Genomic DNA, 13,783 nt, shown 5'->3' with positions numbered 1-13,783 from the left:
CTGGCCGGTTGGGATATGCCGTGGGACACCCGGAATCCCGCCGGGAATCCAAAACTTCGCGACGATATTTCGACCGACGAAATCACGCCCGCGCACTACTGTTTCTACTTTGATCAGACATTGGGTGAGATCCCGTACCTGGGCCTGAAATGCGGCGACGTCACACCCATTGAACGCTCCGATGTTAAGAAGGGCGGCTTCGTTTGTTCGGTAAGTGGGAAACGACGCGGCAAAGGGTCAAGCCGCGAGCAGTCTCCGTACGCGGAGATGTGTGCCGGAATTCAAGTGGCGATTGCCGAGAACATCGAACGCATCTACAAGCAGAACTGCCAGAACCTGGGCCTGCTCACATCGACGAATTTCTCTTTGATCGACCGCATTCGCTCGGGAGAGGAAATTCCGCTCAGCGAATTCACCGCCGGCGAGGACGAAATTACTCGACAGGTGATCGAGTACGGCGGGCTATTTCCATTCAACGTTGCGCGATTGCAGAAGCGTGTTTTCTTGCCAGCCATAGAAAACGCGGGCGGGGGCGCCCGCGCTACACGAGCGATGACCCTGGCGGAGAAGATATTTGCTCGCCATATGACTACGCCGGATGGCACGGTGGGGGTCGACACGGTCAAGCCGGGCGATACCGGATTCACTCGCGTCGACCTGCGGTTCAGTCATGAATACGTCACTCCTATGGCTGCGATTTTCTACGAGCAGAATGTCGGCAAGGACGTCCCGGTGAATGATGCGTCGAGCATCCGGTTCTTCCGCGATCACCTTACTTTCCTCGATGAAGTGATCTCGGAAGAGAAGAAGAAGATCGGCCTGCTTGACCTCGCGACCCAACTCAAATTCAAGCAAGCCGACTTCGCGAAGCAACAGGGAATCAAACTGCACGGTGAACTCACGGACCGTAAAGGCTCCGAGGGTATCTGCCATGCGGTGATGCTCGAGACCTACGCGCTGCCGGGGCAGGTCAATGTCGGCTCCGATTCCCATACTCCGCACGTGGGCGCAATCGGCTGCGTGGCGTTTGGCATCGGCACGACTGATGTTTTCAATTCATGGATCACTAAAGATGTGCGCGTCAAGGTGCCCGAGTCGGTGAAGATCGTGATCCGTGGTAAGAAGCACCCAAACGTCACCGCCAAAGATTTCATCCTCAAGATTCTTTCGCTGGATTACGTGCGCAGCGGAAAAGCTCTGGCGAAAGTGATGGAATATGCGGGCGATGCAGTAGAAGCGCTCTCCGTGGATGAACGGGCCACCATGACCAACATGGCCGCCGAAATCGGAGGCTTTACGGGCATCGTGGCGCCGGATGAAAAGGTGATTGAGTTCCTGATGGAACGTCGAGGCATGAAGCGCGGTGACGCCGAGAAGATGATTGCGGGCTTGCAAAGCGATCCCAACGCCGAGTACGCGCAGGTTATCGAACTTGACGCCTCCGAAATCATGCCCATGGTCGCCACTCCGGGAGATCCCGGCAACGGCAAGTACATTCGCGACCTCAACACGCCGGTTCCGATTGAAATTGCTTATGGTGGAACCTGCACGGCCGGCAAGAACGAAGACATGGACATGTATGCCGAAGTCCTGGCTGACGCATTGAAAAACGGCAAGCGTGTCGCCCCGAAGGTTCATTTCTGGATTCAGTTCGGCTCGCAGGAAACTCGCGAGTACTGCAACCGCAAAGGCTATCTGGAGATTTTCGAAAAATCCGGCGCCCACGTCATCGAGCCCAGTTGCGGCGCCTGCATCAATGCCGGTCCGGGCGTGTCAACCCGTTCGGATCAGATTGTCATCAGCGCGCAGAATCGAAATTTTCCTGGGCGAAGCGGTCCGGGACAGATGTACTTGGCATCACCGTTGACAGTCGCAGCCAGTGCGGTAGCGGGATACATCGTGGAGTACGAAGCAAGCCGTGAACGGGAGCTCGCTTCCGCGAAATAGAAGGGAATGTTTGTACGTGTTCGCTGAATTCTTGTTAGAATCACAAGTTCAGTTAACCCTCCCGGACCCTTAGGAGCCTTTGACTTTATGGCATACGTAATTGCAGAGCCCTGCATCGGAACTAAAGACACTGCCTGTGTTGACGCCTGCCCGGTGGACTGCATTCACCCCAAGAAAGACTCCGACAAGCACGCTGCCGAAAAGATGCTGTATATCGATCCGGTCGAATGCATCGATTGCGGCGCCTGCGTGCCGGTCTGCCCCGTGTCGGCGATCTTTGCGCTCGACGACCTTCCGGAAAAGTGGAAAGAATACACCGAGATCAACGCGAAATACTTCGGACGATAAGGACGCTGCGAGCTCCGGGCTTCGAGCTTCGAGTCAACCTTAACTGCATCACGATCTATACAAACCTCCGAGGAAACCCTCAGAAACGCCGAGGTTTGCTCGCAGTTCGCGGCTCGAAGCTCATACGCCAACTTTTCATCCACCCAAGCATCCGCTACAATCATTGCTTAATTCTGCTGGGCTTCCATGGCGCTGAAGGAGTCGGAGGCAATCGTTCTGCGCACCTATCCGATGCGCGAGTCCGATTTGCTGGTCACGCTGTTCACCCGTCTGGAAGGCAAGGTCAGAGGAGTGGCCAGAGCGGCCAAGAAGTCGAAACGCCGCTTTGGAGGCGCTCTTGAGCCGCTCACTTACGTACGAGCGATTTACGATGAGCGCGAACGCCAGGAACTAGTACGACTCGATTCCTGCGAAGTGATCGAGTCGCCGATGGCGACAGAAGTAGGCTATTCGCGAGCTGTTGCTCTGGGGCATGTAGCGGAATTGCTGGAAGAGTTGCTGCCGGATCGTGAGGCCAGTGACGCAGTATTCCGGTTAACTCTCTCGGTTTTGCGAGAGTTGCGCGGCCCGACCCTGTGGATGCCGCTCACGTACTTTCAACTGTGGATGACGCGGCTGATGGGCTTTTTGCCGGAGTTGTCCGAGTGCGTGGTCTGCGGACGATCTCTTGATGGGGAACGGGCCTTTTATCACGCTCTGGCCGATGGCCTGGTTTGTGGGGATGACAAGCGGCTGGCGTCGTCGGAGATTTCGCCGGAGTCGCGCAAGATCGCAGCCCAGATGTTGCGCTCAAGAGTTTCCGATTTTGCGGAGATCGATTGGCCGAAAGTTGTGGCCGCCGACCTTCGAAAGTTTCTCCTTCAGATTCTGGAGCGGCATCTCGAGAGGAAGCTGGTGACGGCAGGGATGCTGGAGAAGATTGGCTTCTAGCTGCTGGCTTCTAGCTGCTAGCAGGCCAGGATTTGTCGAGTGGGTATTTCCAGCAGAGTTTTCTAGTAGCTAGTAGCCAATGACCTCATCCAAACCCAATCCGCCGACCTTTCAGGAACTCATCCTCAAACTGCAGTCGTTTTTCGCCGAGCGCGGTGCAATCGTGCACCAGCCCTACGACGTGGAAGTCGGGGCCGGCACGATGGCGCCGGAAACCTTTCTGCGCGTGCTCGGACCGAACCCTTACAAAGTCGCGTACGTGCAACCGTCGCGCCGTCCCGCGGACGGACGGTACGGTGAGAATCCGAATCGCCTGTTTAAGCACATGCAATTGCAGGTGATCCTGAAGCCGCCGCCAGACAACGTGCAAGAACTTTATCTTGAATCCCTGGCCGCGATTGGCATTGACCTGCGCGAGCACGACATCAAGTTTGAAGAGGATAACTGGGAGTCTCCCACGCTGGGCGCATGGGGCATCGGATGGCAGGTGATGCTCGACGGGCTCGAGATCACCCAGTTCACCTATTTCCAACAGTGCGGCGGCGTCGACCTCGATCCAATTTCAGCCGAACTTACCTACGGGCTGGAACGCCTGTGCGCGTTTCTGCAGGATGTTGATTCGATTTACGAAATTGTCTGGGCTCGCGATCCGGTCACTGGCAGGGAAGTGAAGTACGGCGACGTCCGCCTGACTGACGAACAGCAGTTTTCCGTATACAACTTCGAAGCCGCTGACGTGGCCTCCGCGTGGAAGCATTTTGAATTGTGCGAAGCCGAGTGCAAGGCCCTGCTGCCCCCGCCTTTTGAATACACAAGCACATCCTCAGAGATACAAGTGAAATGGCAGAATACTCTTAGGGCGCGGTTGGCGACCGGAAACTGGGTGGTGATAGACCCTGGAACGGCGACGGCCCGTGAACTTCAACCACACACACCCTACTCCCTCCGCCTGTACAGGAATTCAATATTGCATGAGTGCGAGCTAGCCCGAGAAGGTTCAAAAATCAGCCCGGAATATGAGGACTTGGACTTGGCGTTCAGTGTCGCGACGACGAGGTCTGGTGGCGGTGGGGGAGCAGGAATGGCGTCACTTTGCAATCCCAAATGGCCACTCCTAGGGGCTTACGACTTGTGCCTGAAATGCTCTCACTATTTCAATATTCTGGATGCGCGCGGCGCGATCTCAGTGACGGAGCGTGTGGGCGTGATCGCTAGAGTGCGCGCCTTGGCTGTCGGCATTGCCAAAGCATGGATGGACCAGCAATACGGCAGCGAAAAAAAGAGTGAGAGAAGTGAAAAGGCTGCCAAGCCGTCAACGCAAGAAAAGAAGGAAAAGTTGGCCCCAGTAGGGGGCTAGAAGCTCACAGCACGAAGCTCGGAGCGGCCCTGTGATGGCGCTCACATTCACAATCGTGTAACTCTGAGACTATAGATAGATTGAAAGCCTGATGCCTGATTTTCTACTCGAAATTGGTTGCGACGAAATCCCGGCGCGAATGATCGCCGCCGCCTCGCAAGAACTGCGGGAACGACTTAACACGCTGCTGCAACGCGAACATCTTCCGCCCGCAGGCGACATCCGGTCTCTGGATACCCCTCGACGCCTCGCCGTCATGGCCTCCGGGCTTCCGGCTTCGCAAGCCGACGTCACCGAACAGGTAACCGGACCGTCCACGCAGGTGGCATATAAGGATGGCCAGCCAACACCCGCGGCAAACGCCTTTGCAAAGAAGGTCGGCATCGATGTGGGCCGTTTGGAAAAAGTCAGCACTCCCAAAGGCGAATATCTAGCTGCCACCGTGACTCGCAAAGGCCGCTCAACCAGCGAGATTCTCGCTGAGTCACTGCCGAAAGAAATCGCATCGCTCTATTGGCCGAAAAATATGTACTGGCGCAAACGCGGCGAAGTGTTTGTGCGTCCAGTGCGCTGGCTGGTTGCGATGCTCGACGAGCAGATCGTTCCGATGGAGTTGTTCGGCATCGCGGCAGGCGCAACGTCGCGCGGACACCGCATCATTGGCAGCGAAACCTTCGCGATCTCGAAGCCCAGTGCATATGTAGAAGCGTTGCGTGGAGCCAAAGTGCTAGGCGCCGCCGAGCGCGAGCAGGTGATTCGCAAAGCGCTCGATGCCGCTACCCGCACGATTCCCGGTGCGCGCTGGCGCGACGACGATCCTCTTCTCGCGACCGTCGTGAATCTCACGGAGTTCCCGACCGCAATTCTCGGCAGTTTCGATCCTGAATTCCTCGAACTGCCTGAAGAGGTTTTGGTTACGGTGATGCGGGATCATCAGAAATATTTTGCAATCGAGGATGCTGCCGGCAAGCTCTTGCCCCACTTCCTTGCGGTGTTGAATACAGGAGCGGACAGCCAGGGCCTGATCCGTCATGGCAACGAGCGTGTCTTGCGTGCTCGCTTCAAGGATGCCCGCTTTTTCTGGCAGGCCGATCAGAAGCAGACGTTACGCCAGCGTGTTGAGCTGCTAAAGAGCGTCACCTTCCAGAAAGACCTGGGCAGTTACTACGAAAAAACGATTCGTGTGCAGCGCCTGGCCAGTTGGCTATGCGAGACGATCAAGCAAAACGGCATGGCGATTCGTCCGGGTGTTATTCACAAAGCCGCTCTGCTTGCCAAAGCTGACCTGACCGCCGAACTGGTAAAGGAATTTACCGAACTGCAGGGAATTGTGGGCGGGCTCTACGCGCGAGTCCAGCCACTCGACGATGATCTGAAACCGGAAGTGCAAGCCGAGGTGGCCAAGGCCATCTACGATCAGTACAAGCCAGAATCGATGGAAGATGATGTTCCGCGCAGTGTTGAAGGTGCTGTGCTCTCGATCGCCGATAAGGCCGATTCCATTGCCGGGATGTTCGCTCTGGGCCTGGTCCCCAGCGGATCTAAAGATCCTTTCGCATTGCGTCGTCAGGCGAACGGCATCGTCAAAACGATTGCCGAACGCAAGCTCCCGTTCCGCCTCACTGATGTGATGAACGATGCGCGCAGCCGGTACAAAGGCTCCGAGGCAGAGAAGAAGTTTACGAACGCCGACTATGCCGGCGCGATACGAACCTTCTTTCGCGAGCGCCTTGAGTTCTATCTCAAAGAAGCTCACGGTTACGCCTACGACGTCGTGAGCGCCGTCTTGGCCGCTGATGCGGAAGATGTTGTGGACGCATCCGCTCGCGCTGAAGCTCTGTCGAAAGTGCGCGGCTCAGCAGACTTCGCCTCGATTTCCGTGGCCTTCAAGCGGAGCAAGAATATTCTGCGGCAGGCAGAGGAAAACAAAAGGAATGTATCGAGCCGAGTCGATGTAACCGTCTTGCAGGACGATTCCGAGAAACAGCTGGCCGCGCAAATTCCGCAAGCGGCTGCGACTGTCGAGAAACTGCGCGCGACCCGGGACTACCAGGGCGCGCTCATGGAGATTGCAAAGTTGAGGCCGGCGGTCGACAAGTTTTTTGACAAAGTGATGGTGATGGTCGAGGACGACAACCTGCGCGCGAATCGCCTGGCTCTGCTGCAAACGTTGGTTAAAGAGTTTTCCACCATTGCCGATTTTTCCGAGATCGTAACGGAAGGCAAAGAAGCTACGAAATAAGAACAAGAAAAGGACTCATATGGCGACAACTACCCTACCTGAACCAGACGTGATCGAATCCAAATCAACGACCACCCAATATGTTTATTCCTTTGGCGGCGGCAAAGCCGACGGCCACGGAAAGATGAAAGATGTTCTCGGCGGCAAAGGCGCAGGCCTTGCCGAGATGACCAACGCCGGACTGCCGGTGCCTCCGGGCTTCACCATCCAGACGGAAGCTTGCCGTGAATACATGCGCAAGAGCGCGGTCTCGAAAGAGGTCGAGCGTCAGATGGATGCTGCACTGGCGAAGCTCGAAACCTTGCAAGGGCAGAAACTCGGCAAGGGCGACAATCCGCTGCTGGTCAGCGTCCGCTCGGGTGCGAAATTTTCCATGCCTGGCATGATGGACACGATTTTGAACCTCGGCTTAAACGATCAAAGCGTGGAAGCGCTTGCCAAGCGCAGCAACAATCCACGTTTTGCCTACGATTCCTATCGCCGCCTGATTCAGATGTTCGGCGCCGTCGTGCTGGACATCGAGAAGTCGGTCTTTGAGGAAGCGTTCGACGCCAAGAAGAAACAGCGCAAAACCAAGCTTGACACCGATCTGACGGCGAAAGATCTCAAGGAAGTCATCGACGACTACAAGAAGCTGGTCAAGAAGCACACCAAGCAGGATTTCCCGCAAGACCCGCATGCACAGCTCGTGATGTCGCGTGACGCCGTGTTCCGGTCCTGGCAGAACGATCGCGCGAAGCACTATCGCCGCATCAACAGCATCGATGACATGCTCGGCACAGCTGTGAACGTGCAGGCCATGGTCTATGGCAACCTCGGCGACACCAGCGGCACCGGCGTTGGCTTCACTCGCAACCCGGCGATCGGAACCAAAGAGTTTTACGGAGAATTCCTGCTCAACGCGCAGGGCGAAGACGTCGTATCGGGCGTCCGCACGCCAGTTCCAATCCTCGAACTCGAAAAGATCATGCCCGATGTCTACAACCAGCTTCGCGACATCACAACACGTCTCGAAAAGCATTATCGCGACATGCAGGACTTCGAATTCACGATCCAGGACGGCAAGCTCTACATGCTGCAGACCCGCAACGGAAAGCGTACCGGCCTGGCAGCGGTGCGTGTGGCATTGCAGATGGTGGAAGAAGGGCTGATCACGAAAGATGAAGCGATCTTCCGCGTCGAGCCCAACCAGCTTTACGATTTCCTTGTACCGCGTCTCGACGAAAAGGGACAGAAGATTGAAGTGCTGGCGAAGGGTCTACCGGCATCTCCGGGTGCAGCCGTCGGGCAGATTGTTTTCAGCGCTGACGAAGCGGTAGAAGTTGCTGGACACGGCGCGAAGGTCCCCGTGATTCTCGTACGCGCCGAAACCACGCCGGAAGATATTCACGGCATGGAAGTCGCAAAGGGAATTCTCACCTCGCGCGGCGGGATGACCAGTCACGCAGCCGTGGTAACCCGCGGAATGGGGAAGTGCTGCGTAGCGGGAGCAGGCGACGTTGATGTCGATGAAAAAGCCCAGGAGATGCGCGTAAAGGGACAAACCTTCCGCGCCGGCGACTGGATTTCTCTCGACGGCACTACCGGCCGAGTGATCAAGGGCAAGCTGAAGACGCTGGATCCTTCACCGGACGACGCCGAACTCCAGAAGTTCATGAGCTGGGCGGACCCGCATCGCACGATCAAGGTCCGTGCCAATGCTGACATTCCGCGCGATGCGATTCAGGCTCGCGCATTCGGCGCCGAAGGTATCGGACTCTGCCGCACCGAGCACATGTTCTTCGGCGAGCAGAAGATTCCGCACATGCGCGCGATGATTCTGGCGAACTCTGAAAAAGATCGTCGCGTCGCACTCAAGAAACTCCTGCCGCTGCAACGCAACGATTTCATCGGCGTGTTCCGGGCGATGGACGGATTCCCAGTTACGATCCGCACCCTCGATCCGCCACTGCACGAGTTCCTGCCGCGCCGCGAAGACCTGATGGTCGACATCGCGACGCTGTCGCACACAGACACGAAACAAAAGAAAGTGCTGGTCGGAAAGTACAAGGACTACGGCGCCAAAGCGGTCGGTGATCTTAAGAAGCTGCTGCCGACTCTCTTGAGCCGCGTTGAGCAGTTGCACGAATTCAATCCCATGCTTGGACATCGTGGATGCCGGCTCGGGATCACGTATCCGGAAATTACGGAGATGCAGGCACGCGCTATTTTCGAGGCCGCGGTTGCGGTTGCGAAAGATGGCGTTAAAGTCTTCCCGGAGGTCATGATCCCACTGGTTGCCACCCTGAAAGAAATGGCAAATCAGGCGGCGATCGTAAACCGCGTTGCGAAAGAAGTTTTCGCGGAAAAGGAACGCACGGTGGAGTATCTCGTCGGCACCATGATCGAGTTGCCGCGTGCCGCCCTGGTGGCTGGTGAGATTGCGAAAGAAGCGCAGTTCTTTTCTTTCGGCACCAACGATCTCACGCAGACCACGTTCGGATTCTCCCGCGACGACGTCAACAAAATCCTGCCAACCTATATCGAGGAAGGGATTCTGAAACGGGATCCGTTCGAAGTGCTCGACCAGGAAGGCGTGGGACAACTCGTCCAAATGGCGACCGAGCGTGGCCGCAAGACGCGTCCGAATCTGAAAGTGGGAATCTGCGGAGAACACGGTGGCGAGCCGTCGTCCGTGGAGTTCTGCTATCGGACCGGATTGAACTATGTTTCCTGCTCGCCGTTCCGCGTATTGACCGCGCGTCTCGCGGCTGCCCAAGCGGCTGCCGGTGAAAAGATGCAAGGTCAGGCCGAACGCACCAAGTAAGCGTTTGACCGAGCAAAAAGACTGGGCACGGCGGATTTCACAATCCACCGTGCCCTTTGCCTCATCAGTCGGTCTAGTTCACTTTCTGAAGTCGCGCGATCAGTTTCTGCGCCAGGTTTTCTTCCGACTCCGACCACAAGAGCCGTCCGGTTGCGCCTGATTCCTTTTCCACTGCCGCCGTGAACTGCACGAGCTTGTGGACATTGCTCTTCACATGCTCCTCGGCGTCCGATGTCAGGTCGACTTCTTCGTGGAGAAAAGGCGCGTCCAATCCGAAATCGATCTGGATGTTGCCTGTGTCGGCCGATGCGCCGTCTTCAAACAGCGCTCCCTGCGCGACGAAGCGAACCAGTGTTGGTGTCAGCACCCAGGAGCCACCCTGCGGCGACGGCGCCCAGAGATCCCAATACGCCTCAAAGACGAAAGCGTAGTCTTCGTGCAGGAGTTCGATGGTGACACCCGCCGCTTGTTCCGGAGTGATTCCTGCCGGGAAGCGTTGTTCCAGAACCGTCGGTTCGGACCACGAAACCGGCTGCACGGCGACGTAAGTGACGCCGGGTCGTTGCGCTGAAAATGGAAATTGTCGAAGCACGCTCACGGCGCGCGGCAAAATCTCCGGCTCGTCAAAACTCGCGAACCAGAGGCTGAGAAAAAGAGAGTCTGCCATATCTCTATTTTAAGGGAAACAATTCGGGCACGCCGTCTTGCGATTGTAAAAGCGGGAAGGCGACACACCAAAGCGAGTGCAATCGTTGTGCACGCGGATCGCGCTTTGACAGCAAAAAATGGTGCCTGTTAGAATTGATGCTGCCAGTTTCAAATCCACCGTAATTAGAAGCGTCCCCGTCGTCTAGCCTGGCCTAGGACATCGCCCTTTCACGGCGGTAACACGGGTTCAAATCCCGTCGGGGACGCCAAACTTTCCAACCTTTTCGACGTCCCATCCAGCCTTTAATGTCCTTTGATCCCGTGTGTCTCGCTCAGGCTGTCAACGAAACTTCCCACGATCGTTCCGTTGTTTTTGATGTGGTACAACTCGGTGAACGAGGCTCCGACGACATCGATTTTGGTGAAGGTGCCATTGGCATAGGTGTATCCATGTTCCAGGCCGGCGGCATCGTCGTAGGTTCCCGAAATTGTTCCGGCATCATTGATGCCCCACGAATCCGTGTAAACGGCCTGCGGGAAGTCTAGTGAAGTGAACACACCATTCTTCAGAACATAGCCGTGATACACGTTGGCGACATCTTTCCATCGTCCAACGATATCGCCATTGGTATTGATTGCGAATGCCTGCGTGCGCGCGGAGCCGGGGAAGGAGATGTTCGTGAACGTTCCGGCCTTATATAGGAAACCGCCTTGGTTGCTGCTGTCAGCATGGAATCCGACGATCTCACCGGAGTCGTTGATGTCATCGGCAGCCGTCATCAGCGCGCCCGGATAGTCGAGGGGAGTGATGGAGGTGCCGTTCTCAACGAATCCGTGCCACGTACCCGACATGTCCACTGAGACGCCTACGATCTGGCCGCCGGTATTGATCCCAGCTGCCCAACTTGCGGATGATCCGGGAATGGCGAGCGTCTTGTACTTCGTGCCCTTAATGCTGAACGCGTGCACCGTATTGCCGGCGTCAAAGGAGAACATGCCCACAGCCGTCGAGGCATTGGTATCGAGCACCAGCGAGTACGAGGCCCCGGGATAGTCGATCGTGGTGAATGAGATTGCCTTGCCATCGGGCTGCTGAGGATTGTTGACGCTGGCTTCTGTGACCGTGTTTGCGGAGCCGATATCCGGTGGCGCCGTCCGAAGCTCATCGGGATTCATCAAGGGGGAGGCTCCCATGTGGTTGCCGCGTTCCTCGTGTAAGCTCTGTGCCTGCAAGGACGGGGTTACAACAACTGCAATGCAGAGCAGGGTCGCAAATAGTATGACTTCCGATTTCTTGATCATCTTGAACTCCTCCCGGGACGCGCCAGTTTTCTCTTTCACTAGTAACTGCGGAAAGCGACCGGCCAAATGGGTCAGAAATAATCGTCAAGGCGGAAGATTCTAGCCTGGGAGGGATGGGACTTCGTTACTGGATCACAATCCTGCCACTTTCCGTTCGGGCGTCCATCAATGGGCCGCCGCCGCGTACAGACTGACTCAAGTGGTGGTGATCGTCGGCACGCGGGATGTCATCGCGTTCCACGGCTACTTCACCCGAGGTAGAAGCGGCTTCCACGTTGAACTTGGCACTGGGAGGAAGTTCGATTCGTACCGCTCCCGCCACTGACCGCAGATGCCAGTCTTGATAGGGAACTGCCTTGACGCGGAGGTCGCCTGCATCGGTTGTGCCCTGCAGGGCGCCCCGAGCGCCTCCGATATTAATTCTGCCCGTGCCACTCTTCACGATCGCCGACGATGGTCCAACCACCATTAACGTAATGTCGCCTGCTTGCGTTTCAGCGGTGACGCCTTGCGCGGCACGACTGCAGGAGATGTTCCCGTTTCCGGTCGATGCGTCGACCATGGCTCCGATGACCTGAATCTCCAAGTCCCCTGACCCGGCCCTGGCAACGAGTTCCTTTGATATGTACGACGCCGTGATATTTCCGCGGTCCGTCGTCGCCTGCACCGGGCCCAGGATTCCACTGATGGCCAGCTTGCCCTCGTGAATGGTTGCAGTGACCGCCGTGCGATACGGGACGTCAAGCCGATACAAGACTCCAACGCCAGCATCTTCGGGGGACGGTGAAACGTGTCTCAGGCGGATCCGATTCCCGTCCTGCACGATTGAAATGGCTGCTTCGAGATCACTTTCCTGCATTGCTCGGGAAGAAATCTGCGATGAAGCGGTCACGGATAGCTGGCCTTCGTGGCTGTAAAAAATCTGCAGTTCGCCCTTCGGGACGTCGACATCCAACATCACCGCATCGTTCATCGCGACCGTCAGCGTGCGGTGATAGTGGTTGATCACTTGCGCGCCCACTGGTTGGACAAGGGCAGCGACACCGATCATCACCGTGATGCGCCGGGCGAACTGCTTGATAAGAGCGCTTTTCATCATGCTCTATCTCCGGCGGCGAAGTTCCGTGCGTATCGATTCGCGCCCGCACCGATCGTCATGATCAATGCCAGGCTTACTAGGAATGCGAGCGACGCCTTGCTGATTGAGGCCATCGAGATCTGTGATGGTGCACGACCTCGCGCGGGAGGCAGTGTGAATTCAGTCGCCCGGAAACTGGACGGTGTGCCGAAAACAACAGGAGTGCTGGAGAGCTTCGGTTCCACCGTGTTGGGATCGGCTTTTGACAATCGGAATAGGAGCACGGCACCGATCGCACCTTTGTTCGCCACGTACATCGACATGCCGCCTTCGGTCTCTTGTTTCTCAAAGGTTCCAGCCAGCTTGCCTGTGAGTTCGAGAGAATGCGCGACCATTACCGCTACGCGCCCCGCGCCGAGTCGCGGAGGTAATGCAATCCACGCGGTAGACGGTTGTTGCAGGTGATAGACCGCGCGGAGGCGAGTCGTTCCCGGGCGCATCGGGTAGCTCACGCAGTATTGATTTTGCCGGCCGCAAGCCGAGGCCTTGACTCGCAAGGGAAGTGTTCCAGGCGGTTGCATGGCTGTCGAGTCCAGGATTGCCCGTTCTGGAAGCACGAGCTTGAAAGTCTGCGTGCCGGACAAGGTCCGTGGCGGATTGGACTGGTTCGAAATCGAAACGAATTCCGTGATATTGACATCACGATCCGCCGGTCGCACGAAGAGCGTATGCGAGCCATCAAGGATGTCGGCCACCTTTTGCGCCGCATCGTAGACAGTTAGTTCTACAGGCCCGTCGCCCCGCAGCGTTTTCGTGTGGTAGGAAACACCTTGGTGGAAAGCCGCGACCAGGTAGGAACTATTAGTTGGATTCTCAAATTGAAAGGAGCCGTCAGGTCCGGTCCGGGTCCGAGCGATCTCGTACATCGTTTGACCGATGCCGTACAAAACAACATCATCGCCTGCCGACGTCCGGTTCTGGCTGCGATTGATGACTCTCCCAACTACGCTGGAGGCTACGCTCGCTGACGGGAGAAAAAGCAAGACCAGTACGCAGGCCCAGCTGCACGCGTCACGTGTCAGAAGAAAGCGTTTCATATCGAGGCTCCGAAAGTACCCGCCTGCT

Annotated in this window: 10 protein-coding genes, 1 tRNA gene and 1 pseudogene; 8 read left to right on the top strand and 4 right to left on the bottom strand. The window is 56.8% G+C overall.

Translation table 11 applies throughout. The features are described from left to right. The first annotated feature begins 15 nt into the window (after positions 1-15). From HY010_11070 to HY010_11040, 7 genes and pseudogenes are all read left to right on the top strand, one after another. On the top strand, positions 16-1,947 hold the full coding sequence (locus tag HY010_11070) for a 3-isopropylmalate dehydratase (GenBank protein MBI3476265.1): 1,932 nt from the start codon (positions 16-18) through the stop codon (positions 1,945-1,947). Between the two features lie 87 nt (positions 1,948-2,034). Further along, positions 2,035-2,295, top strand: coding sequence for a ferredoxin family protein (locus HY010_11065; protein ID MBI3476264.1), 261 nt, complete (start codon positions 2,035-2,037; stop codon positions 2,293-2,295). 186 nt (positions 2,296-2,481) lie between these two features. Continuing rightward, the gene (gene recO, locus HY010_11060) at positions 2,482-3,225 is read left to right on the top strand and encodes a DNA repair protein RecO (GenBank protein MBI3476263.1); all 744 of its coding nucleotides are present in this window, start codon (positions 2,482-2,484) and stop codon (positions 3,223-3,225) included. A 79-nt stretch (positions 3,226-3,304) separates the two neighbouring features. Beyond that, positions 3,305-4,018, top strand: a pseudogene (locus HY010_11055) (glycine--tRNA ligase subunit alpha). A 288-nt stretch (positions 4,019-4,306) separates the two neighbouring features. Then, positions 4,307-4,582, top strand: a complete 276-nt coding sequence (locus tag HY010_11050; protein ID MBI3476262.1) for a glycine--tRNA ligase subunit alpha — start codon at positions 4,307-4,309, stop codon at positions 4,580-4,582. A gap of 91 nt (positions 4,583-4,673) precedes the next feature. Next, positions 4,674-6,824 carry a glycine--tRNA ligase subunit beta gene (locus HY010_11045; GenBank protein MBI3476261.1) on the top strand — a complete coding sequence of 717 codons (2,151 nt, stop codon included), beginning with the start codon at positions 4,674-4,676 and terminating at the stop codon, positions 6,822-6,824. 19 nt (positions 6,825-6,843) lie between these two features. Continuing rightward, positions 6,844-9,630 carry a pyruvate, phosphate dikinase gene (locus HY010_11040; protein MBI3476260.1) on the top strand — a complete coding sequence of 929 codons (2,787 nt, stop codon included), beginning with the start codon at positions 6,844-6,846 and terminating at the stop codon, positions 9,628-9,630. Positions 9,631-9,703: 73 nt separating this feature from the next. On the opposite strand, the gene HY010_11035 is transcribed toward HY010_11040, so the two are convergent. Beyond that, positions 9,704-10,297: a hypothetical protein gene (locus tag HY010_11035; protein MBI3476259.1), complete on the bottom strand. Its 594-nt coding sequence runs from the start codon at positions 10,295-10,297 to the stop codon at positions 9,704-9,706. 172 nt (positions 10,298-10,469) lie between these two features. Here HY010_11035 and HY010_11030 point away from each other — a divergent pair. After that, positions 10,470-10,547, top strand: a tRNA-Glu gene (locus HY010_11030). A gap of 34 nt (positions 10,548-10,581) precedes the next feature. On the opposite strand, the gene HY010_11025 is transcribed toward HY010_11030, so the two are convergent. The 3 genes from HY010_11025 to HY010_11015 all read right to left on the bottom strand — a co-directional run bounded on the left by HY010_11025 (position 10,582) and on the right by HY010_11015 (position 13,755). Next, a complete protein-coding gene (locus HY010_11025; GenBank protein ID MBI3476258.1) occupies positions 10,582-11,580 on the bottom strand; it encodes a hypothetical protein in 999 nt (332 codons plus the stop codon). A gap of 124 nt (positions 11,581-11,704) precedes the next feature. Then, a complete protein-coding gene (locus HY010_11020) occupies positions 11,705-12,679 on the bottom strand; it encodes a DUF4097 family beta strand repeat protein (GenBank protein ID MBI3476257.1) in 975 nt (324 codons plus the stop codon). Further along, positions 12,676-13,755 carry a hypothetical protein gene (locus HY010_11015; GenBank protein MBI3476256.1) on the bottom strand — a complete coding sequence of 360 codons (1,080 nt, stop codon included), beginning with the start codon at positions 13,753-13,755 and terminating at the stop codon, positions 12,676-12,678. The genes HY010_11020 and HY010_11015 overlap by 4 nt, the downstream gene beginning before the upstream one ends. Between the last annotated feature and the right edge of the window lie 28 nt (positions 13,756-13,783).

The sequence above is a fragment of the Acidobacteriota bacterium genome, assembly GCA_016196065.1.
In the GTDB taxonomy this organism is placed as follows: domain Bacteria; phylum Acidobacteriota; class Terriglobia; order Terriglobales; family Acidobacteriaceae; genus Acidiflorens.
The sequence above is the reverse complement of the archived record's forward strand: the minus strand, read 5'-3'. Positions and strand labels throughout refer to the sequence as shown.

Excerpts from the sequence above, each read along its gene's own strand:
- HY010_11070 (MBI3476265.1), top strand. The coding sequence starts at position 16 with ATGCCGTGGGACACCCGGAATCCCGCCGGGAATCCAAAACTTCGCGAC.
- HY010_11065 (MBI3476264.1), top strand. The coding sequence starts at position 2,035 with ATGGCATACGTAATTGCAGAGCCCTGCATCGGAACTAAAGACACTGCC.
- recO (MBI3476263.1), top strand. The coding sequence starts at position 2,482 with ATGGCGCTGAAGGAGTCGGAGGCAATCGTTCTGCGCACCTATCCGATG.
- HY010_11050 (MBI3476262.1), top strand. The coding sequence starts at position 4,307 with ATGGCGTCACTTTGCAATCCCAAATGGCCACTCCTAGGGGCTTACGAC.
- HY010_11045 (MBI3476261.1), top strand. The coding sequence starts at position 4,674 with ATGCCTGATTTTCTACTCGAAATTGGTTGCGACGAAATCCCGGCGCGA.
- HY010_11040 (MBI3476260.1), top strand. The coding sequence starts at position 6,844 with ATGGCGACAACTACCCTACCTGAACCAGACGTGATCGAATCCAAATCA.
- HY010_11035 (MBI3476259.1), bottom strand. The coding sequence starts at position 10,297 with ATGGCAGACTCTCTTTTTCTCAGCCTCTGGTTCGCGAGTTTTGACGAG.
- HY010_11025 (MBI3476258.1), bottom strand. The coding sequence starts at position 11,580 with ATGATCAAGAAATCGGAAGTCATACTATTTGCGACCCTGCTCTGCATT.
- HY010_11020 (MBI3476257.1), bottom strand. The coding sequence starts at position 12,679 with ATGATGAAAAGCGCTCTTATCAAGCAGTTCGCCCGGCGCATCACGGTG.
- HY010_11015 (MBI3476256.1), bottom strand. The coding sequence starts at position 13,755 with ATGAAACGCTTTCTTCTGACACGTGACGCGTGCAGCTGGGCCTGCGTA.